This window comes from Sorlinia euscelidii (assembly GCF_036452135.1).
GTDB classification, from domain to species: Bacteria; Pseudomonadota; Alphaproteobacteria; order Acetobacterales; family Acetobacteraceae; genus Sorlinia; species Sorlinia euscelidii.
In genome coordinates this window covers 227,653-248,265 of sequence record NZ_JAWJZZ010000001.1, presented here as the reverse complement: position 1 = coordinate 248,265, position 20,613 = coordinate 227,653, and the positions used below count along the sequence as shown (strand labels likewise).

Below are 20,613 nucleotides of genomic sequence, written 5' to 3'. Positions count from 1 at the left end.
CGCTTCCTCCGGCTGATCATCATCTTCTTTTTCGTCGAAGTTTCATGGGAGTTGCTCACCATGCCGCGACCATCTTCCGTGTCAAAACTTCCCCACGAAATCCGTGACGAAATCGGTCGGCTGCGCGGAGAAGGCTACTCCATTGACGAGATTCTCGCCGCCCTGCGAGAGCTGCACGCGACGAAGATCAGCCGTTCAGCATTGGGCCGCCATATTCAGAACATGGACAGGTTGGGCGTCAAACTGCGTCAGAGCCGTGGCGTGGCGGAAGCGCTTGTGCGGCAATTTGGGGAAGAGCCCGCATCGCGAACGGCGCAGGTCAATATTGAGCTTCTCCACAGCGCCATCCTCGACCTCTACCTCGCAGGCGAGGCGAGCGATGAAGACGGCATTGCAGCACTCAAGGGCAATCCGCAGGGGTTGATGTTGCTGGCGAAGGCGCTTGACCATCTCACAAAATCGGCCAAGGCGGACATTGAAAATCGGAAAGCCATAGAGGAACGCGTTGAAAAGGGCCTCCGTGCACGTGCCGAGAAGCACGTGGTGAATGAAGCGAAAAAGCGCGGCATCTCCGCTGAGACTGCGCGCGCCCTGATGCAGGGGGCTTTCGGGGTTGAAAATGACGGAAGGTCGTAACCCCACGCTCTCGACCAGCCTCTTCCTGCCTTATCAGTCGGGAATGATGGCGGCCGTCATGAAGTATCCAGTCGTCGTCGTTGAAAAATCCCGACGCACCGGCATGTCATGGGCCGCCTCATTTATCGCGGACCTGATTGCAGGATTATCGCCCGAAGCGGGCGGCATGGACGTGTTTTATATGGGTTATAATCTGGAGATGGCGCGGGAATTTATTGATTACTGCGCCGACCATGCGGGTCAGATGCAGGTTGTGGCCGGTCAGGTCCAGGAAAGCTTTTTCCGCGACCCGGACGCGCCGGAGAAGGACGTCAAGGTTTTCCGAATCGACTTCGCGGCCGGGCATAAAGTCCTGGCGTTGCCCTCCATGGCGCGTGCCCTGCGCGGCATGCAGGGCCTCGTTATTATCGATGAAGCGGCCTTCCATGATGATCTCGCGGGCCTGATGACCGCAGCTCTTGCTCTCCTGATGTGGGGAGGCAAGGTGCTGATTATCAGCACGCATAATGGGGACAGCAACCCGTTTAACATCCTGGTCAATGACATCCGGGCGGGCCGAAAGCCTTATCATTTGCTGCGCACCACCTTTGACGACGCTTTGGAACAGGGGCTCTACCGGAAAATCTGCGCCAAGACGGGGGTCACGTGGTCTAAAGTGGCGCAATCTGCCTGGCGTGATGAGATCGTGGCATTTTACGGCTCCGGTGCTGATGAGGAGCTGTTCTGCATCCCGTCGCCATCCACCGGGGCTTATATCCCGTTGCCGCTCATTGAAGCCCGGGCTTCCGCCGATATTCCCGTTATTCGTTGGGCGCAGACGGCAGAATTTTCCCTTTGGCCGGAGGCGCAGCGCGCTCAGGAAACAGCCTCATTCATTAGTGAAAAAATTAACACCACCTTGGAAACGTTGGATCGCGAGCGCCCCTATGTGTTCGGTGAGGATTTTGGCCGATCCGGTGATTTAACCGTCATCTGGGTTCTGGGTATCGCCCCGGACATGCGGCGCGAGACGGCGCTCGTCGTCGAATTGCGGAACGTGCCCTTTGATGAGCAACGACGCATCCTCTTCGCTATTCTTGACGGGCTGCCCCGGTGGCGTGCCGGAAAAATGGATGCACGCGGCAACGGGCAGTATCTCGCGGAAGTCACGGTGCAACGTTATGGCAGCCGCGTTGAGGCCGTGATGCTCTCTGAGGGGTGGTATCGTGAGCAGATGCCGCCCCTCAAGGCGGCGATGGAAGATGCGGCACTCACCTTACCGCAGGACCGTGAAATCATTGACGACATCCGTCTCTTACAAGTCGTACGCGGCGTTGCGCGCGTGCCGGACCAGCGTAAAGGCGGCAAGACGGCCCAGCGTCACGGCGACGCCGCCGTGGCGTTGGCCATGGCCTACGCCGCAAGCCGCGCTGATGTCATCGAATATGCCTATACAAGTCAGCCACGCGCCTGGGGAACCGAGTTGTCGGGGCCGCCGGTCGTGTGGCCGATCGAGCGGGAGCTGGCCGAAGAACGGTCAGGGACCGCGCAACATCGATGGAGGTTGAGATTATGATTTCGGGAATCGGCAATATTATCGGGATTATCAAGCACGCAATCGTCGCGCTAGGCGTGGCGATCCTCGGCTGGCTCGTCTGGCAAACGAGCCGGAAGAAGCAGGCCGATGCGACTGCGAAACAAACCGTTAAACAGGCGGAAGCGCAGGCCGCCCATGATGCGGCCGTGATCGACACGCAGGATCGTATGGCGCAGGCCGAAGCGGAAAAGCCTGTTAGCGACGATGCGCTCATGGCGCGTCTCGATGCCGGGACGATGTGATGCGGTTTAGCCGCTTCCTCCCTCTTGCCGCTGTGACGCTGCTTTCGGGCAGCGTCACGTCATGCGCGCCGCGCGTGCAGAGAATTTATATTCCGACATGCCCGCACATCACCGCCTATTCCGTGGCTGATCAGCAGCAATTAAAGCGGGAAATTCAAGCCCACACAGAGGGAAGTATGATCCGGCGCGTTGCGAGCGATTATATCGGCCTGCGCGACCAGGCGCGGGCCTGTCAGACCAAGGCGAAGCAGGTGCAGGATCATGGCACTCATTGACCCGGTTACGGGGAAGCCCTTTCCACCGTCCATGCTGACGCGCCCCGTGGCGGAGGCCACGCTGACAGGCGCGCGGCCCGCCGTTTCGACCATGGATATGAGTTGGGTTGACCCGGATTATGTTGGGGAGATGCTCCGTGCGGCTTCGAATGGAGATTCACTCGCCTGGCAGACTTTCGCCGAGCTGATTGAGCAGAAGGATCTCCATTATCTCGGCGTCATTTCAACGCGGAAGCGCACGGTCAGCCAATTGCCAGTCACGGTGGAGGCGGCTGGTAACGAAGCGGCTCAAGAAAAGCAAGCCGCTTTTATTCGTGACTGGTTGGCGAAGGGAATCCTTCAGCGCGCCATGTTTGACATGCTTGATGCCGTCGCGAAAGGCTGGTCCGTGCAAGCGATAAAATGGCACGCGGAGGCGGGGAATTACTGGCCCGAACGGCTCATCTATCGCCCGCAACGCTGGTTTGACATCTCATGGCAGGACGGCGAAACCGTCAAAATGCGGAGCGGAGCCGATGCGCGATATACGCCCAAGATTGATCTCGCGACACCCGAAATCGGTTTCGAGGAACTTGAACCTCGCAGCATTGTCGTGCACCGGCATCCGAGCTGGAGCGGCCTGACCATCACGCAGGGTTTGACGCGCGCGATCGCTTTCAATGCTCTTTTCAAGATGTTTTCATCCCGCGATTGGGGTGTGTTTGTGCAGGCTTACGGCATGCCAATCCGCATCGGCAAATACGGGCGGGACAGTACGGCCGAAGACCGCTCGACATTATGGCGGGCGCTGATCGATATTGCGGGGTCTCTGGCATGCATGGTGCCGGAAAGCATGCAATTGGAATTCGTTGAGCCGAAAAACGGCGCAGGGTCGAACGACGTCTACGAGCGCCGTGCGAAGTGGCTCGATGAGCAGACGAGTAAAGCTGTCCTGGGGCAGGTTGGCACAACAGATGCACGGCAGGGCACGCATGCGGCGGCCGTCATTCATCGCCAGGTGCAGGACGACATCGAGCGCGCCGACGCCATGCTTCTTTCCCAGACGATCAATGAACAGATCGTCCGGCCGATGATCGATTTGTCATTTGGCGTGCCGCGTAACGGGCTTTACCCAACGATACGCGTCGGCCGCCCGGATGAAGCGCCGATGAGTGACGTCATTAGCGCGCTTCAATATCTCGGGCCGCAGGGCCTTCGCGTGAAAGCTGAAGACATCCTCAGCCGCCTGAACCTATCACCGCCGGAAGATGGGGATGGGGTTGTCGGCGCGCCGCTGCCAGCGCCCAATAATAAGGTTGAGCCCACCCCGCAGCACTTCCTCCAGCGCCCGACGCAGCGAGTGAGCCGGCACAGTCTTGCGCCCGCCCAATCCGTCAATGACGGTGTCATGCCGATCGAAATCATGACCAACAAGCTTCACCGCGCGGCGCAACCGTCCTTTGACGCCATGATTGATCAGGTGCGGGACGTGATGAATCAGGCGTCAAGTCTGGAGGAGTTCCGCGATCGGCTGGATGATCTCGACCTGGATGATGACGCATTTGCGACCGTGCTGGCGCAGTTCGCATGCATGGCGGAGCTCGCCGGTGAAGCAGCCATCCAGCAGGATATGGATGATGAACGCGGCGCTTGACGCGGGCTTTGCGCTTCGGCCGTCTGAGGCGATCTCGTTTTTCCGGCAGAAGGCCAATAAAGGCACGAAGCAATGGGGCGAGCTCGCGGCGGAAGCCCATGCCAGGCAGTTTGCTGTAGCCGGGGCCACTTCAAACGCGCTCTTAAATGACTTCAAATCGGCCATCAACAAGGCGCTGACGGACGGGACAACGCTCCTCGAGTTCCGGAAGGATTTCGACCGGATCGTTGGCAAGCACGGCTGGTCTTATAAAGGCAGTCGGGCCTGGCGTTCCGAGATCATCTACCGCACCAATCTGAGCTCGGCTTATGCGGCCGGACGCTATCGCAAGATGACCTCGCCCGAGGCGCTGGAGATTTTCCCTTACTGGCGCTACGTGCACAATGTCTCTTTGCACCCCCGCATCGTGCATGAGGCCTGGGGCGGCATCATCCTGCGGGCGGATAATCCGTGGTGGAACTCGCACTTCGCACCGAATGGCTGGGGCTGTAATTGCGAGATACAACCTGTGTCGCGTCGGAAGATGGCGCGGAACGGATGGAAAGAGGACGAAGCGCCGGAGGTTGTTACCCGGCCCTGGGTCAATCCAGCCACTGGAAAGACGGAGCAGGTGCCGACAGGGATCAGCCCGGGCTTTCAGACCAATCCAGGTAAAGTCTGGATGGATGAAGAAGCACGTCGGGCGGCGGTCGCGCTTAAGCCTGTGACCGCAATTGAAGGCAAGCCACCGGCCGCTGCCCCACCCGAGGTCAGGAGGTCGGTCCAGAAGAAGGAAATCAGGAAGCTGCTCGACACGCGAGCAGGCGTCGTGGAAGCCGCGACGGCACCGGAAACGGTGATAAAGGCGCTGAATGTCGAGACGGATTCCGTGCTGCTCTCGGACGACACATTGAGCAAGAATCTGGCCAAGCATCCCGAGTTGAAGGAAGACGCTTACGTTGCCCTGCCGGAGATTTTTGAGGATTTGACTTCCATCAAATTGGGCAAGGAGGAAACGAAGGCCGTTGCTTTGGGGCGGTGGGATTCGAAGTTGTTTCGCCTGGCGATCAAACGGACGGGACGAGGAGAGATTTTCCTGACATCATTCCTAAAAGTGTCCGAGGCAGAGGCGGAGCGCATTGCCGCGGCCTCGAAAAAGATCAAGCCTGGAGATTGATTGCGACGCAGGGTGGGGCCTCCCGGGAACCCCACTTAACGATCCACCCATTATGGGGCGTCCTACGGCAGGGAGAATATTTACCGTGTACCTCTGCGTCGCGGGGAGAATTTAGCGCAGTTCTTCTGGTGAGAGCAACTGGATTAGGCTTAGAGCCTTATAGTGGCCGTATCCTCTGCCCCCAGACGGGCCAGCGCATTGCGCTCTGCATCGAGAAGCAGAAATAGCCCCAGAACACCATCTTCTCCCAGCTCAAGTTCTTTCCGGTCGCCGATCAGATCTTGTAGCAGCGCCGTAATGGCTTCGCAGGTACGAAGCCCGTCTCTGACATTTTCTACATTGAAGGTGACGTCAATCATCGGGCTGCCTCCTGCACCTTTGACCGCGCCGCCAGCCACGCTTCCACGCCCTCAGGGTGAAACAGCAAGCGCCCCGTCTCATGTGATGCACGTATGAACGCACTCATGCGGTGCTTCATCAGCCAGTTGCCGCAAGACTGCGCCGCACGCCCGGCAATGATGAAACGCCGCTTTGGGGCAATGGCAGTCAGATCGAGATAGGCTGCAATCGGCTGGAAAACCTCCGGCATCGCTGCATCCTCCGGCAGGCCGAACAGAGTGCCCTGCTGTTTCACCCTCTGCGCCAGAGCGGGGCGTGTGGCAGCTCCCGTCCGGGCGGGTTTACGGCCCTCCAGCATCTCGACGCGGGTGGTCAGGGTTGCAAGCAGATCGGTCATTTTGGTCAGGGCCGCGGCAGTGGCAGATGTCGTTTCAAAACGATGCGCCTGAACTTCCTGCTTTATTTTCCTGAAAGCCTTAATGAGGGCAATGCGGCCTTCCGCAGCCTGCGGTGTCTGCGACAACATTCCGATGTAAGACGCCTGCTCTTCGGTCAGAAAAAACTCCGTTCCATGCTGCCCGCGTGTCACTGTTTCCACCGTGGAAATAGTGGCGATCTTTGCTAGATATTTAGCATGCCGCCTTATTAGTTTGCGCACATTTAGTGGTTGCGCGAAGCCCAGCATCTCGGCAAGCAGCAGATCGTTAATCCGCAATTCCCCATCCATCATGATGGGCGTCGGAAGAGTAAAGTCGTGATTTTTTGAAGTTTTAGTCATCGGTTCTCGCTTTCTAAGGCGTTGACTCCACCCATCATAAGCAGAGCCGGGAGTTAGAAACCGCACCAATGAACGGCATCATCGCCTTTAGGCCAAGGCCCTGGACATACGCGATGACCTCCCGGCAAAACTGATTGCCATGAGGCATGCCCGTAACGGGGGCATGAAAAAGGCGTCTCCACGGATCACTCCGCTCCCTGACGCCGTCCGACTGGTATAAGGGTTTCTACGCCCTAAAAGGACAGTAGACCCAATCCAGCCCAGCAGTCAATTGTTAAGTGGCACGCATTCCTGGAAGCCTTGATGAGGGCAATGCGGCCTTCCGCAGCCTTCGGTGTCTGCGACAACATACCGATGTAAGACGCCTGCTCTTCGGTCAGAAAAAACTCTGTTCCACGCTGCCCGCGTGTCACTGTCTTCACGGTGAAGACAGTCCCGAATTTTTCAAGATACTCTAGGTGCCGCCTGATCAGATTTCGAATATTGAACGGCTTAACAAATCCCAGCATCTCGGCAAGCAGCAGATCGTTGATCCGCAATTCCCCATCCATCATAATGGGCGTCGGAAGGATAACGTCGTGATTTTTTGGATTTGTAGTCATCGGTTCTCGCTTTTGAAGGCGTTGGCTCCACTCAACACGGGCGAAGCCGGGAGTTCAAAACCGTACCAATGAACGGCATCATCGCCTTTGGGCCGAGGCCTTGGACATACGCGATGACCTCCCGGCAAAACTGATTGCCATGAGGCATGCCCGTAACGGGGGCATGAAAAAGGCGTCTCCACGGATCACTCCGCTCCCTGACGCCGTCCGACTGGTATGAGGTTTTGAAGCCCTAAACGGACGATAGACCCAATCCAACTCGTCAGTCAATTGTTAGGTGGCAATCCGCCCGGCGATCTCATCCAACCGGTCGCGATGCTCCGTAACAAGTTCAGCCAGATCTTTCGCGAGCCAGTCGGGTAGGGGGTTTTTTCCGGATATCCAACGTTGAACGGTGCGCACATTGACGCCCAGCGCGCTGGCAAGTTCAGACTGCCAGCGAGGCCCGAATAGCGCCTCGCCAGTCTCCTGAAGATGATCCCGGGTGATCATCCCGCAAACCGGATCAGAAATGACAATGCGACCAGTCCGCCAAATATGAAGGCGGAGATATAGGCTGTGCGACTACGAAGAAAAGCGTCCATGATACCCCTCCTAAACTCATCGGGCTTGCGCCCGACGCCCTCATTTGAAAAAATTGTAAATCGTTGTGATGACGGCACCACCTGCGGCGATGATCGTGACCAGAACCTTCAGCGCTTCAGTTCGGGCTTGCGCCTGTTTCAAAGCCGTGTCCGCGATGAGGTTACGAATACGCGCATTTTGTTCGATCTTGTCTTTATTTATCATATCAGTCTTTCCGATTTTCAAGGTCGGCCTATGCCGTGCCTGATGTCGTAAATTTACGACATGATCGGTTTCTTGTCAATTTATGAGGATGGGAATTATGACAGGCATCCACATTTCCGGCACCACTCAGCCCATGCAGGACGCGCTGCGTGCGATCGGCGCGCTGAAGCAGAATGCACGAGGCGTTCTCGGAGCGCTGGGTCTTGAGATTATCGAGTCAACGAAAGAGCGTATGCGGGCAGGACTGGACCCGGCGGGAAAGCGGTGGGCCAGTTACGCGCCACTTCATCCTGAATACGCCAAAACGAAACGTGGCCCGTCCATTCTGATCGGGCGCGGGAATGTGTCATCCGGGCTGATTGGCAGTCTGACATCACAGATACATCGTCATCGCCTGGTCTGGGGGTCGAATAAGATTTATGCACGCATCCATCAGCTCGGTGGCACCATCCGGCCGAAGAGCGCCAAGGCACTCACCTTTAAGATGGGTGGGAAGCTTTATAAGATGAAGAAGGTCACCATTCCGGCGCGGCCTTATCTTGGCTTCACGGATGCGGATAAAGAGGTGCTGATGGATGAGCTTCACGACTATCTCAGCCGCGCAATGCGCGGCGGTCAGTGAACACTCAATTCTAATACAGCTCTAAAACGAAATAAAACGGGTCTACATGCGTTTTTAAGGTGTCTTTGGGGGAATGTAGCCCCCGACACCTTTTTTTGCGTCTACGGGCAAATATGAGAGTCGAAAACATGCAGCCTGATTGCGGCGGGGGGAACCCGGCATAAAGGAGGCATGAAACATGATGACCTCATTTGTTGTGCCACGCAATTGCCAGATGAGCCGAGTGAACGGATCGAATGGATTCATTTGCTTCCCGGCGGCGTGTTCAGCGGCCGGGATGGTCGGGGGCCGTATCGCGTCACGGATGCGACTGCTCTGATCAAAGCTTCCCTGGCGCGTGCCCAGGGCAAACTCGTCATTGACGAGAATCATGCGACCGACCTCGCAGCCCCGCAAGGCCGTCCTGCACCAGCAATTGGATGGATTGATCAGCTTGAAGCGCGCAGTGACGGCGTCTGGGGTCATGCGAGCTGGAATGCGCGGGGCAAGGCACTGCTCGATGAGCGCGCTTATCGCGGCGTGTCGCCCGTCATTCAGACAGACAAGGCCGGTCATGTGCTGACGATTGCCCGCGCCAGCCTCACCAATATGCCCAACCTTCCCCTTAGTCACCTTCATCACTCTCAAGCACAGGAGCCGAGGATGGACCTCGACGAAATTCGAAGCCTGTTGAGCCTGGATGGCGATGCCAATGAGGACGCTGTGCGTTCCGCATTGACGTCTGCTCACGCGGCCCAGCAAAGCCTCAAAAAATTGGCCACTCTTGCGGGCGTCGCCGATGACGCTGAGGAAAATGTCGTTCTGCACGCTCTACGGGCGCGTGTTTCCGGGCAGGAAACAGCCACGCAGCAGATTGCGACACTCAAGTCGCAGATCGCTGCTTTGGAAACCGCCAATAAAAAAGCAGCCGCGCAGCAGTTCGTGGAGCGCATGGGACGCGAGAAGGTCATCCCGAAAGAGATGATTGAGGAGTTCATCTCCGTTCACATGCAGCGACCCGAGCTTGCTGAGAAACTCGTCGGTGCGCTGCCCGATGTTCCGCGTGACGTCACCGGCCTGCATGCGGCACGTCCAGCCGTGACGGGCGAGAGCAATGCGCTCTTCACTAAAATGGACGCCGCCCTTGGCCTTCAGACTGAGAAAGGGGGCCAGAGCCATGGCGCTTAAAAATGACCGCGTCATTGACGAGAAGCATGGCGCGCTTTCCCCGCAATTCGGCTTTACGGTCGCGCCCGGCCATATCGTTTACCGGCATGCGATCTGCGCTGTCTGTCAGGACGGGCACATCGTCCCGGCCGGTGCCAAGGATAGCGCATCCGTGATCGTGGCGGTCGCCGGGATCGCGCGTCATCAGCAATCCGACCGCGATCCCGGCTACGTCGATTGCATGAAGGCATGTTTTGCACTGCCTTTCGATACCAAGCCGAGTTGGACGGATGTCGGCAAGCCGGTTTACGCGATCGACGATGAGACTGTCACCCTCACTGAGACCGGCAGTGACGGGAAGCGGCTGCGCGTCGGTAGTCTGGCCGGGATCGAAATTGACGGCACGCCTTTTGTGACCGTGGGCTGAGGTAGAAAGATCATGGAAATCAATATCGGCAACATCAACGCCTTGTCGACGAAGCTCAGCATGGCGTTTGCTCAACAGCTCAAGACGGTTGAGCCGACTTATACGCAGTTTTCGCTTACTGTCCCTTCGACATCGGGCGAGAATTTCTATCCGCGCCTGGCCGAATTGCCGGGTCTGGGAATGGGTTGGCGACCGAGTCATCCATCGTTTGAAAGCGGATGCGTTTCGTATCCGTAACAAAACGTTTGAGGAAACAATCTCAATCTCCCGAGAAGATTTAGAGGATGAGCAATTTGGCTCCTCATGCCTGCCGTTCAGCAATTGGCGCAGAATGCGGCTGACCTGCCTGACAAGCTGGTTTACGAGGCGCTTGAAACCGGCACTTCCACGAAGGGGATGGATGGGCAGTATTTTTTTGATACTGATCATCAGACGAGCGCCGAGGATGGCAGCTCTGTCCCATATTCAAATATCGGCAAGCCGAAATCAGATGAGGGGGAGGGGCCAGCCTGGTATCTCTTCTGCACCACGCAGCCACTGAAGCCGCTCATTTTCCAGCCGCGTCGACCTTTCAAGGTCACACCCAAAACGCAGCTGACGGACGGCAATGTCTTTTACGGCAATCATTTCATCTGGGGCGTTGACGGCCGGTGCGCGGCCGGGCTGGGCATGTATCAGTTTGCCTATCGCTCGACGCGGCCGCTTAATGGCACGAGTTTCGAGGACGCATTGGCGGCCATGGCGTCTCAACGCCGCCGCGACGGATCGCCCTATGGCATCCGGCCTGACCTTATGGTTGTGCCCAACAACCTTGAAGGCGCTGCGCGGCGGCTGATCAACGGGGAGTTCAACCCTGAAAGAGCGCCCGACGGCACTTTCATTCCGTCCTCCAACACGTGGAAGGGGGCAGCGAAACTCCTGGTCGCACCGCGCCTCAGCCAAAAAGTAGGGGGCTGATATGGCGAAGAAAATTGGGCGTGCCGATCAAATGGACAAGCTTGACCATCTGCTCGACGCGCCGCCTGAAACTGACGACGGTGATCAAATGCTCAAGGATGCGCATTTGAATGCAGCTCCGCCGGAAACGGCAGCGGCAACGGATCTCCGTCATGTGACCCAGGTGCGCGTCACCTCGAACGGGCACGGCCTTATGCTTCAGCAGGGCGATGTGCTGGTGATCTGCCGCGATCCCGGCTTCCGTCGTGCGGGGATCGCGCATGACGCGGTGCGTGTCTATCCCGCCGGAGCCCTGGCGCCCGCGACGCTGACAGCATTACGGCACGAGCCTCAACTCGAGATCGTCGAGGTCGGTTGATGGCCTACGCCAACCTCCAGGATATGATCGACCGCTATGGTGAGCGCGAGTTGATTGATGTCACGCGAACATTGAATGATGACCGCGACGTCATGAATGTCGCGCGCATCAATCGGGCGCTTGAAGAAGCGTCGGAGCTCGTCGAGACCTATCTCCAGCGTCGCTATCAGCTGCCGCTTCATCCAATTCACCTGGCTGTGACGAGGGCGGTTTGTGCGATTGCCCGCTATGACCTTTGCCAGGGTAATGACCGGGAACCATCAGAGCAGATCAGGGCGGGACGTAAAGATGCGCTGGCCTGGCTGACCGACGTTGCGAGCGGGAAAGCCACGCTGGATGCGAGCCTCATTAATGAGCGCTCGGAAACCTGGTCCCGCATCCAAACGCGCCCACGTAGCATGCAGGGGACGGGATTATGGTGAGTCGCCAATATACTGACGACCAGTATCCCGACGCGCTGCTTGAGGGCGACGTGCTGCGGGCGGCTTTTCTCGGCGTACAGGACAAGCTGAAAGAGGCGTTCCCGGAGCAGGCATTTCGGCATTTCGTCATGCCGCCTTCGCCGACGAAGGGTGTATGGGACAAGATGCTTGGGGCCTGCCCCGCCATCGCCTTGAGTTGGGCTGGTTGGAGGCCCTCCCGAGATACCGGACCCGTTTATCGTGGGACGTTGAGTTTCCCTGTCTTTCTCCTCGTCCATCATAACTCGGTCGAGCATCTTTATCTCGGTTCCACCGATCGTTGGGGTGTGGGCATCCTTGGCATGACGGCCATGGCTGTCGCGATGCTACATGGGCGGCAAATCGACCCGATTGGCACGCTGCATGTGCGTGAAGTTGATGCCCCGGCCGGGCTCGACTGGCTGGACGACCGCACCGCTTTCGCTGGGCTCTCCATTGAATTACGCGATGTGGCGTTGGATGACGTCACTTTGTCTGAAGCGCTCCCCGCGTTTTTACGCCTGCGCGAAACATGGTTGGTCGCCGCCGAAACCGCCGAAGAAACTGTGAAAATCCGAAAGGAGTAAAACGATGCTTGTCACCGTCTCGAACGGTCGCGTCATCAAAGATGTGAGAGGCCGGACATGCGGCCCGGAGCCTTTTGAAATCGACCCCGGTAATCGCTTCTGGTCGGCTTTGCTCGCCAATGGCGATATCGCCCCTGCCGAACCTGCCGGAAAAATGCCGCGCGTGCCGGAGACGACGGCGATTGCCGTAAGAAAGGGAGCGGGCGCATGAGTGTGGATTTTACCGAAGTTCCCTCCACCTACGCCGTGCCAGGCAGTTACACGGAAGTCGTCACGCAGAATAGCGGCGCGAACGTCCAGGCCATGCCCCTGCGCGCCCTGCTGATCGGCGTGCTGAGTGCGGCTGGGCAGGGAGAGGCGTTGCGCGTCTATCCGAATATCACGGGGTCGGAAGCTTCGCGCCTTGCGGGTTCGGGCTCCGCAGCAGCCCAGATGGTCGCGACATTTACGGCGGATGCACCTTATACCGCAGCCGACATGATCCTCGTCGCAACAACGCAGGATGCAACGCCAACGGAGTGGTCGATCAAGCCGACAGGCACCGCCATGGCGCGGGGCACACTTGCAATTGAGGTGTGCGGACGGCGGTTTGCGGCTTCCATCAAAAAGGGCGCAGGCGCGGCCGATCTCAGCGCGGCACTTTTTGATGCCTGGCAGGCCGGTGATTTCACCGGGCGATGCGGTGTAACGGCGCGTCTCGATAAGTCGGCTTCATCCCTTGTCCTGACTTCAGTTGATCGCGGTGCATGGACGCGCGACATCGACGTGCGTATCGGGCAGCAATATGGCGACGGCGTCACAGGCGTGCTCATGACCATTACGCAGACGGCACAGGGCACGGGCATGCCCGACATCGCGCCTGCGCTCAATGTCGTGGCGGAGACATGGTACACGGATATGGCATGGATTGCCGCTGAGGAATCAACGCTTGCTGCCCTCACGGAGGAAGCCGCGCGCCGCTATAATGCGATGATCAAACTCGACACGCACATATATATAAGTATGCGCGCGACCTATGGCGAAGCCCTGGCTTTGGCCGGTCAATTGAACTCCGAGCATCTCACAATCCTGCCTGCACAGAAGGCCCGCTTTGCGCCATGGGAGGCCGCCGCGTCCCTTTGTGCCGTGGCGGCCACGTCGCTGAATGCGGACCCGGCACGGCAATTACACACGTTGGCTTTGACGTCATTGGCAGGGCGCGCGCCGGATGATGCGGATCGCTATTCGGATGCGATGCGTAATATCCTGCTGCAGTCGGGGATGAGCAGCTTCAATGTCGCGCAGGATGGTGCGGTGCAGCTTGAGCGGGTGGTCACGACCAAGCAGCGGGATGGGTCAGGTAATCTCACCTCGGGCTGGCGTGATATCATGGTCCCGAAGACAGCGACGCGCGTGCGCTATGCATGGAATATTTACGTGACCAGCACCTATCCGCGCGCCAAGCTTGCTGATGATGGATCACCTGTCGCCAATAGTGGCGGAAATAATGTCGTGACACCCAAAACGCTGAAGCTTTCATGGATCGGGCAAAGCGTGATTTATGAGGGTCAGATGGGTTGGCTCGATAACACGGCGACGCTGTCCGCTCAGGCGACATTCGAGCGGGATCGCACTGACCGTAATCGCGTCAATGCGCGGCTGCCCGTGCAGATCATGGGCAGCCTGATGGTGATTGCCAACTCCCTTCAGTTACAGGTGTAAAATGGCGCAGAGTATCGGAATTCTCAAAATCTGGTGGCGCGGGAAATATTATGAGTGCGTCGCGGGATCCTCAATCAAGCTGCCGGGCATGAGTAATAAGACGCAGGTGACCGGCACCAGCGTGCAGCGTTACCAGACGTTTTCGGCCGGTGAGGTCAAAGCCACCGTCATTCTTAATGAAGGCATGTCGCTCGACGCTTTCGACACGGACAGGTCGGTGAGCTCCAGGTGCAAACCTTGACCGGACAGGCATGGGTCATGCCCGACGCCTTCATTTTGGACAAACCCACCATGACAGATGAGGGCGGCAAATGCCCCGTGACGTGGAATGCAGGAACTTATCAGGAGATTTTGAAATGACCGTCGAAAATATCGAGATTGGTGGGTCGGTATCAGATGTCAGAGGTGTCGCGCCAGGCGTCGTCATCAATGGTGACGGCACGACAACTGTGACGCTGGCCTACCCTGTCCGTCTCACGGCTGATGGGGATGAAATCAAATCCATCACCATGGGACGCATCAAGGGCCGCGACATGGTCGAGATGCTGAACGCGTCAGGCGCCGGGGACCGCGTCAAAATCATGCTGACGGCGTCTGCGGGTTATACAGGTCCGAAAGCGGAGGCGTTGATGAATGCGCTCGATGCTGAGGACTTCCTCAAATTGACGGGATCGGTTGAGCGTTTTTTGGGGAATGGCCCGAAGACTGGCCCGTCATTCTAGCAGCTTTGGCGCAGCAGCTTCATTTCAGCCCGGATGCGCTGCTGGATATGGACGTGAAGCTGCTCGCGTTCTGGTCAACGGCTTTGGGTGAAGTCCTTAAACGTCAACGCGCGGCTCAGGAAGAGGCATTAAATGAGCGACACTCTTAAGGCCCAATTTGCGCTCGATTTTAATGTCGGATCATCGAGCGCGCTGGAGCGTATCCAAGCCGTTCTTGAACGTATCGAGACAGCTTTGAGCCGTCTCAACGGCAAGACGGTTGAAGCCATGACAGCGCCAGCTGAACGTGCCGCAGCGGCGACAAACCGTCTTAATGAGACACTGACCCGCACCGAGACTGAAACACGCAGCGCGGCGCGCGGTGCATCGGGGCTTGCTGCCACGCTGACAGAGACGGCAGAGGCCGCCAATGTCGCGGCAACACAGATCACGAAGATCGGGACGGCCTCGACTGAAGCGGCTGAAGTCGCGACGATGCAAATCGGGCGTGTGGAACGTCTTATGGGCGGGCTTCGCACCCGGGTGGCCGGTTACGGAGGGGGTGTGGTGGGCGCGGGACGCGGCTTTTCCGAAGCCGTGCAGGCAGGTATTGGCAGCGCCTTCGGCGCAGCGGCAGCGGGGTTCGGCGTGCTCGCCCCGGTGCACGCGGCGGCGGAATATAATAATGACCTCGCCCATATCGGGATCGGGCTCGATCTTCACGGCCAAGCCAATCAGGACTTCATCACGTCATACGGTATGCGCCTTGATGCGCTCGCCCGGCAGACCGGGCAGCGCAGCACGGACCTTGCGGGAGCTGCTGGATTCTTCAACCGGGAAGGCTATGAAGGCGCAAAGCTGGACGCGGTTTTGCCCACCGTCGCCCGTATCGCGACCGCTTATAATGCCCAGCCGGAAGCCGTTGCCAAGACGACTTTCGCGCTTCAGGAAAATCTGGGCATTAACGATAAAAATCTGAGTGGCTCGTTGGCCTCCATTGCGATCGCAGGCAAACAGGCTGACCTGCCCTTTGAAGCACTCGCGCCGCTTTTCCCGCAAGTGGCCGCATCGGCCGGACAACTCGGTGTGAAGGGTCGTAGCGGGGTTAATGATCTGGCGGCGGCCCTTGCCGTCGTGCGCAAATCGACAGGCACGGAGGGCGAGGCGGCGACGGACACGCGCGCCTTTATCCAGTCCATCACCTCGACTTTTGCGGCGAAGCGCTTTGAAAATTACGGCGTTGATCTCTTCGGGGTGGAAGAGAATGCCCGTAAAAAAGGGCTGGACCCGATTGAGGCTGTGCTTCAACAGGTCAATCGCATCACGCGTGGCGGGCAGGATCGCAAAGCGCTTGGTGACCTTTTCCATAATGAACAGGACCGCGCCTTTGTGCAGGCGATCCTCACGCATCTGGATCAATATGAAGCGATTAAAAAGAAAGTCAGTGCGGCCTCGCCCGAGATCATTTCCCAGGATTTTGACACCGGCCTGCAATCGACGCTGATCCGTGTCCAGGCTTTCGAGGATTCGTTAGGTCAATTGGAGCGGCGCATCGGCGCGGCTTTCGTGCCTGTCCTCAATGTCGCCACGCGCGTGCTACATGGTGTTACCGTCGCTTTCGATTGGCTCGACAAAACTCGTCACGGTTTTGCGTCCGCTATAACGGGCGTGGTTGGCGTGGTGCTGGGCGTGACCGCCGGGTTAGGTGCGCTTGGCGCAATCATGATCCCATTGCGGGCCGGATTAAGCCTGGTCAACGCAGTGACAGCGGGCTGGCTATTCCGGCTATTCGGGCTCCGCTCAATCCTCACGGTCGTCGGCCGCGCATTGGCCGGCCTCCTTATTGCGATCGGCCCGATTGGCTGGGCGATCCTGGGCGTGACCACGGCCGTGATCGCGGGTTACGAGGCGTGGAAGCACTGGGATAAAATCAAGCCTTATCTCCAGGCACTCGGGCATTGGATTTCAGCCTGGGCCAGCTGGCTGGGCGAGAAGCTCATGTGGCCCTTCCGGCAACTTCAAGCCTTTTTTCAGAGCAGCACGTTCAAGCAATGGTCGGATAAAGCCGGGGCCGCGTTTGCTCAGCCGGGGCTACAGGAATCGATGCTGGCTGCCAATGGCGTATCGGCGCAGCATAGCGGAAAATTCGAGCTCCACGTGACGCATGACCCGGGCGTGAAGGTCAGACAGACATCCGGCCCGCAGCGCGTCTCTATTAAGCCTGATCGTGGGCGCATGGTGGCCATCCCATGAGCGCTTTTGACGGATTGACGGGGTTGGGCGCGGGGTCGTTGGGCAGCCAGACCGATATTCTTGGCGGCATTGCCGGACCCGCGTTCAATCAACTGCTGTCGATCGCGGCCTGGCGTGGCGTGCGATTTGCCATGCCGAACGTCCAGGAAGAGACGGGCCGCCGCCTCCTTCAGCTCTACTTCCCGGGGCGCAGTGATTTTCGCATGCAGGATTTTGGCGCGCTCGACGGGCCGATCCGCGTTGAGGGACTGATCATCGGGGATGATTATGTGATCCGCGCCAAGCGCATGCGTGACGCGTTGCGCAAGGCGGGTCCTGCCACGTTGGTTCATCCCTGGCTGGGGACGATGCGCTGCCGGATTCTCCAGACCGGGACCATCGTTTTCAGTGACGGCAATATTCGCCTGGCACGGTTCAGCGCCACATTCGTGCGCGATCCGGCCCCGAAAACGAAGCGCGGGCTTTTCGGGCGAGTTGAAGACACGCTGACCTCAGTCCTGGAGACAGCGGACCGGTTGATGGATGAGGCGCTGATCGCCGCGCGGCGCATCCTATCTCCGGCTACTCTGCCGCTGGCTTTGATAAGTGCTGCGACGAATGTTGTTCAGATCGCGCAGGGTGTCTGGAATGCGGTCGCGGGCAACACGGCCCCTTTAAGCGTGCGTGATGCGGCGGCACCAGCTTTGTCAACGCTCAATGAAGGGATCGCGATCCCGGCGCATAATAATGAGACGGAATTTGCGGATCGCCTGGCGACGCTTCTCGTTGATGTTCCCGCATCCATCGCCAGCTCGGTTTCAGGTAGTGGCCGCCCGGCGATTGCCTCGGCTGAGGAGGTCGTGGGTGAGACCAATAATGTGCTGGACGCACGGCAGGTCACGCCGCTTCTCATTTCAGCCGCGTCGGCCTTACGAGAGAAAAGCCGAACTGCTGAGAGTGCGGCGGCCGATGTCAATGCTGTGCGTGGCCTGTCACTTGTCAATGAAGCCATGCTCGCCGCCCAAATCGTGGCTGCGGCGGCGGCGCTGATCTACCAAAGCCAGGAAGATGCGATCACCTGGCGAGACCGTCTGGTTAAAATGCTGGACGAGATTGCCGCCGACATCGACCGCATAAACGCACGTTCATCGGCGACCGTCCCTACAAACGGCGTGGCACAGGCCATCAGTGATTTGAGGGCAGCGGTCACGGCCGATATTTCTGAAAGGCTCGGCCGCTTGCCTACTGTCTCTTCCGTGACTTTACCGCGCGCGATGAGCAGCTGGCTCATCGCTTACAGTGTGGGTGGGGACCGTCCAGAAAAAGTTGAGGATTTATGGCGGGATATGATTTCCCGCAATCATATCCGGCATCCGGCTCTATCGGGGCCGGGCAAATTGAAGCTGCTGCAAGAGGTAACGTCAGATGGCTGACGCTTTGGCTTCAGCTCCAGCCTCATCAACGATCCATGTGTCTGGCGCAGGCATGGTGGCATTCATCAATGGCAAGCGTCTGAAGAGTGCAGAGGCCATCGAAGCCGGGCGCGATCTGGCGGAGATCGCAGGGGCCTTCCGCATCTCCTATCTCGATACGGCACGCGCCTTTGATGCGCTGGGCGGCGACAAGCCGGAATTCGCCATGATTAAAGAGCATGATCACGCGGAAATCCGCATCGGGGATGAGACGGTGCTCAAGGGCTTCGTGGATGCTGTCCAATTGCGTATCGCCGATGGACAGGTTGAGGCCATCATTTCAGGCCGTGATGTCACGGGTGATCTCGTTGATTGCTGCGCCAATCCTCTGGGACCGGGTGAATACCGCCAGGTCGATCTGACGACGATTGTCGGACGATTGACCAAGCCTTTCGGGATACCGGTGAAGTCCGATATCGATCCCGGCGCACCTTTCACACTGGTTGCGGTTGAGCCGAGCGATCGGGTTTTAAGTGCTGTGGAGAAGCTCTCACGTCAGCGTGGCGCGCTCGTCGTGTCCGACGGTGTCGGAGGACTGCGATTGACGCGTGCGGGAACGACCCGCGCACCGGGTGCGCTGCGCGTCGGCGACAACATAATCGAGGCGGAAACGCAGATCGACGCGCGTGGGCATTTCTCTGACATCTACGTTAAGGGCGCGTTCAAAAGTGTTTTGCGGCCGCCAAAAGCCCCGCTTCATGCGGGTATGAAACCGGGCAAAAGCAATCCCGCACCATCATCCACCTTGAGTGCGAGTGAGATCGAACGCCGTGCCGTGCTGCGTTACGGCCACGCGATTGACCCGTCATTGAATCGCTATCGCCCCGCCGTCTTTCTCGCCGCCACGCAATCAGGCGGCTCGGAACCGACTCAGATGGCGCAGGACGTCAAGCTCGATTCAACGGCGGAGGGCCTCAGCGCGCATTATGGTCCTGCGCCTAAAGCCTATCACGGGCAAAAACGCCATAAGAAACGCAAAGCGCGCCCGCCGCGTCAGCCGAGCAGTCCCTGGACATTACAGGATCAAGCCGACTGGCGCATGCGCACCACCCGCGCCCATGGCACGATCCGCCTCTACACTGTGCAGGGCTACGGCGTGCATGGCGTGCTCTGGCGGCCGAACACGATTGTCTATGTTAGTGACCCCTATGCCGGTATCGACCAGGACATGCTAATTGGCGCAGTCACCTATGTGGCAGATGCGAGCGGATATCGGACCCGCATCAGCGTCGTGCCCCTCGACACATATGATTTGACTGGCGCGCAGGATCGCGTGCAGCGCGGTATGCGCCGAAGCGGCAAGATCAGGGCGCGGGCGCGATGAGCGATGATTTGACAGGTTTAGTAATGGGGCTGCGCGGCTTATTTGCGCGTGCGGTGATCCATGACCTTGATGATGAGGCAGGGGACCAGACGCTCACGCTCGCCACGCATCTCGGCCATGTAAAAAGCAGGGTGCCGGTGCATTATCCTTTTGGCTTCACCAGCCACGCTCCGATTGATGGTGCCGTGACGATGGTGCTGCACGCGGGAGGTGATCACGCGGACCCGGTCGCCCTGCCGCCTGCGAACCCGATGACGGCCCGCATGGGCGGATTGAAGGAAGGCGAAACGGCGCTTTACGACGCGGCGGGGCAAAAACTTCATTTCCGCGACGGTCGCCTGGTGCAGGTCGATGCGCTGGAAGAGCTAAACGTCGCCATTGCCGGAAAGACCGTTTTGCGTGTTACGGAAGGCAAAGTGTCAATTGACGGTGTGCTGCACGTTAATGGGGATGTTGAAGTGCAGGGTGACGCGAGACTTGACGGCACGTTGACGGCACAGCAGGATGTCAAATCTGCCGGGATCAGCCTGAAAAACCACGCGCATCTTTCAGCGCAGCCTGGTCAACCGACGAGCCCCCCGCAGGAATAATTCCCCCTCCGCGTTGAAATCATGCAGCCT

The 20,613-nt window shown here is 58.6% G+C and carries 26 protein-coding genes and 1 pseudogene; 22 read left to right on the top strand and 5 right to left on the bottom strand.

The annotated features are described in order from the left end of the window. Positions 1-60: 60 nt before the first annotated feature. From CGLAMM_RS01180 to CGLAMM_RS01155, 6 genes are read left to right on the top strand one after another with little or no spacing between them, the layout of a single operon-like run. Complete coding sequence (locus tag CGLAMM_RS01180; protein WP_394818699.1) at positions 61-636, top strand: phage protein Gp27 family protein; 576 nt, start codon at positions 61-63, stop codon at positions 634-636. Then, the gene (locus CGLAMM_RS01175) at positions 620-2,191 is read left to right on the top strand and encodes a hypothetical protein (protein WP_394818698.1); all 1,572 of its coding nucleotides are present in this window, start codon (positions 620-622) and stop codon (positions 2,189-2,191) included. The genes CGLAMM_RS01180 and CGLAMM_RS01175 overlap by 17 nt, the downstream gene beginning before the upstream one ends. Then, complete coding sequence (locus tag CGLAMM_RS01170) at positions 2,188-2,454, top strand: hypothetical protein (RefSeq protein WP_394818697.1); 267 nt, start codon at positions 2,188-2,190, stop codon at positions 2,452-2,454. Before CGLAMM_RS01175 ends, CGLAMM_RS01170 begins: the two co-directional genes overlap by 4 nt. Then, on the top strand, positions 2,454-2,729 hold the full coding sequence (locus CGLAMM_RS01165; protein WP_394818696.1) for a hypothetical protein: 276 nt from the start codon (positions 2,454-2,456) through the stop codon (positions 2,727-2,729). Before CGLAMM_RS01170 ends, CGLAMM_RS01165 begins: the two co-directional genes overlap by 1 nt. Next, positions 2,716-4,362 (top strand): DUF935 domain-containing protein, encoded by a 1,647-nt coding sequence (locus CGLAMM_RS01160; RefSeq protein ID WP_394818695.1) that lies wholly within the window; start codon positions 2,716-2,718, stop codon positions 4,360-4,362. The genes CGLAMM_RS01165 and CGLAMM_RS01160 overlap by 14 nt, the downstream gene beginning before the upstream one ends. Beyond that, positions 4,316-5,518: a phage head morphogenesis protein gene (locus CGLAMM_RS01155; protein WP_418115258.1), complete on the top strand. Its 1,203-nt coding sequence runs from the start codon at positions 4,316-4,318 to the stop codon at positions 5,516-5,518. The genes CGLAMM_RS01160 and CGLAMM_RS01155 overlap by 47 nt, the downstream gene beginning before the upstream one ends. A 149-nt stretch (positions 5,519-5,667) precedes the next feature. On the opposite strand, the gene CGLAMM_RS01150 is transcribed toward CGLAMM_RS01155, so the two are convergent. The 5 genes from CGLAMM_RS01150 to CGLAMM_RS01130 form a co-directional block, all read right to left on the bottom strand. Next, positions 5,668-5,877 (bottom strand): hypothetical protein, encoded by a 210-nt coding sequence (locus CGLAMM_RS01150; RefSeq protein WP_394818693.1) that lies wholly within the window; start codon positions 5,875-5,877, stop codon positions 5,668-5,670. Further along, a complete protein-coding gene (locus tag CGLAMM_RS01145; RefSeq protein ID WP_394818692.1) occupies positions 5,874-6,635 on the bottom strand; it encodes a Rha family transcriptional regulator in 762 nt (253 codons plus the stop codon). The genes CGLAMM_RS01150 and CGLAMM_RS01145 overlap by 4 nt, the downstream gene beginning before the upstream one ends. Before the next feature lie 233 nt (positions 6,636-6,868). Next, positions 6,869-7,237 (bottom strand): hypothetical protein, encoded by a 369-nt coding sequence (locus CGLAMM_RS01140; protein ID WP_394818691.1) that lies wholly within the window; start codon positions 7,235-7,237, stop codon positions 6,869-6,871. Between the two features lie 273 nt (positions 7,238-7,510). Further along, a complete protein-coding gene (locus CGLAMM_RS01135; RefSeq protein ID WP_394818690.1) occupies positions 7,511-7,729 on the bottom strand; it encodes a helix-turn-helix domain-containing protein in 219 nt (72 codons plus the stop codon). Between the two features lie 132 nt (positions 7,730-7,861). Next, complete coding sequence (locus CGLAMM_RS01130) at positions 7,862-8,026, bottom strand: hypothetical protein (protein ID WP_394818689.1); 165 nt, start codon at positions 8,024-8,026, stop codon at positions 7,862-7,864. Positions 8,027-8,123: 97 nt separating this feature from the next. Here CGLAMM_RS01130 and CGLAMM_RS01125 point away from each other — a divergent pair, with 97 nt between their 5' ends. The 16 genes and pseudogenes from CGLAMM_RS01125 (at position 8,124) to CGLAMM_RS01050 (ending at position 20,583) form a co-directional block, all read left to right on the top strand. After that, positions 8,124-8,648, top strand: a complete 525-nt coding sequence (locus CGLAMM_RS01125; RefSeq protein WP_394818688.1) for a phage virion morphogenesis protein — start codon at positions 8,124-8,126, stop codon at positions 8,646-8,648. A 171-nt stretch (positions 8,649-8,819) separates the two neighbouring features. Then, positions 8,820-9,815: a phage protease gene (locus CGLAMM_RS01120; protein WP_394818687.1), complete on the top strand. Its 996-nt coding sequence runs from the start codon at positions 8,820-8,822 to the stop codon at positions 9,813-9,815. Next, positions 9,805-10,221, top strand: a complete 417-nt coding sequence (locus tag CGLAMM_RS01115) for a hypothetical protein (RefSeq protein WP_394818686.1) — start codon at positions 9,805-9,807, stop codon at positions 10,219-10,221. The genes CGLAMM_RS01120 and CGLAMM_RS01115 overlap by 11 nt, the downstream gene beginning before the upstream one ends. A 12-nt stretch (positions 10,222-10,233) precedes the next feature. Then, positions 10,234-11,178, top strand: a pseudogene (locus tag CGLAMM_RS01110) (Mu-like prophage major head subunit gpT family protein). Between the two features lies 1 nt (position 11,179). Next, positions 11,180-11,536 (top strand): hypothetical protein, encoded by a 357-nt coding sequence (locus tag CGLAMM_RS01105; RefSeq protein ID WP_394818684.1) that lies wholly within the window; start codon positions 11,180-11,182, stop codon positions 11,534-11,536. Continuing rightward, positions 11,536-11,958, top strand: a complete 423-nt coding sequence (locus CGLAMM_RS01100; protein WP_394818683.1) for a gp436 family protein — start codon at positions 11,536-11,538, stop codon at positions 11,956-11,958. Before CGLAMM_RS01105 ends, CGLAMM_RS01100 begins: the two co-directional genes overlap by 1 nt. Then, positions 11,952-12,563, top strand: a complete 612-nt coding sequence (locus CGLAMM_RS01095; protein WP_394818682.1) for a hypothetical protein — start codon at positions 11,952-11,954, stop codon at positions 12,561-12,563. The genes CGLAMM_RS01100 and CGLAMM_RS01095 overlap by 7 nt, the downstream gene beginning before the upstream one ends. A 4-nt stretch (positions 12,564-12,567) precedes the next feature. Next, positions 12,568-12,774 carry a hypothetical protein gene (locus tag CGLAMM_RS01090; RefSeq protein ID WP_394818681.1) on the top strand — a complete coding sequence of 69 codons (207 nt, stop codon included), beginning with the start codon at positions 12,568-12,570 and terminating at the stop codon, positions 12,772-12,774. Next, positions 12,771-14,264, top strand: a complete 1,494-nt coding sequence (locus CGLAMM_RS01085) for a phage tail sheath subtilisin-like domain-containing protein (RefSeq protein ID WP_394818680.1) — start codon at positions 12,771-12,773, stop codon at positions 14,262-14,264. Before CGLAMM_RS01090 ends, CGLAMM_RS01085 begins: the two co-directional genes overlap by 4 nt. Position 14,265: 1 nt before the next feature. Beyond that, a complete protein-coding gene (locus tag CGLAMM_RS01080) occupies positions 14,266-14,505 on the top strand; it encodes a phage tail tube protein (protein WP_418115257.1) in 240 nt (79 codons plus the stop codon). 115 nt (positions 14,506-14,620) lie between these two features. After that, entirely contained in the window at positions 14,621-14,986 is a 366-nt protein-coding gene (locus CGLAMM_RS01075) for a phage tail assembly protein (protein ID WP_394818678.1), read from the top strand. A 5-nt stretch (positions 14,987-14,991) separates the two neighbouring features. Continuing rightward, positions 14,992-15,135 (top strand): hypothetical protein, encoded by a 144-nt coding sequence (locus CGLAMM_RS01070; protein WP_394818677.1) that lies wholly within the window; start codon positions 14,992-14,994, stop codon positions 15,133-15,135. After that, the gene (locus CGLAMM_RS01065; RefSeq protein ID WP_394818676.1) at positions 15,119-17,218 is read left to right on the top strand and encodes a phage tail tape measure protein; all 2,100 of its coding nucleotides are present in this window, start codon (positions 15,119-15,121) and stop codon (positions 17,216-17,218) included. The genes CGLAMM_RS01070 and CGLAMM_RS01065 overlap by 17 nt, the downstream gene beginning before the upstream one ends. After that, entirely contained in the window at positions 17,215-18,630 is a 1,416-nt protein-coding gene (locus tag CGLAMM_RS01060; protein WP_394818675.1) for a DNA circularization N-terminal domain-containing protein, read from the top strand. The genes CGLAMM_RS01065 and CGLAMM_RS01060 overlap by 4 nt, the downstream gene beginning before the upstream one ends. A gap of 52 nt (positions 18,631-18,682) precedes the next feature. After that, complete coding sequence (locus CGLAMM_RS01055) at positions 18,683-19,993, top strand: phage baseplate assembly protein (protein WP_418115256.1); 1,311 nt, start codon at positions 18,683-18,685, stop codon at positions 19,991-19,993. After that, positions 19,990-20,583 carry a phage baseplate assembly protein V gene (locus tag CGLAMM_RS01050; protein ID WP_394818673.1) on the top strand — a complete coding sequence of 198 codons (594 nt, stop codon included), beginning with the start codon at positions 19,990-19,992 and terminating at the stop codon, positions 20,581-20,583. Before CGLAMM_RS01055 ends, CGLAMM_RS01050 begins: the two co-directional genes overlap by 4 nt. The last annotated feature ends 30 nt before the right edge of the window (positions 20,584-20,613 follow it).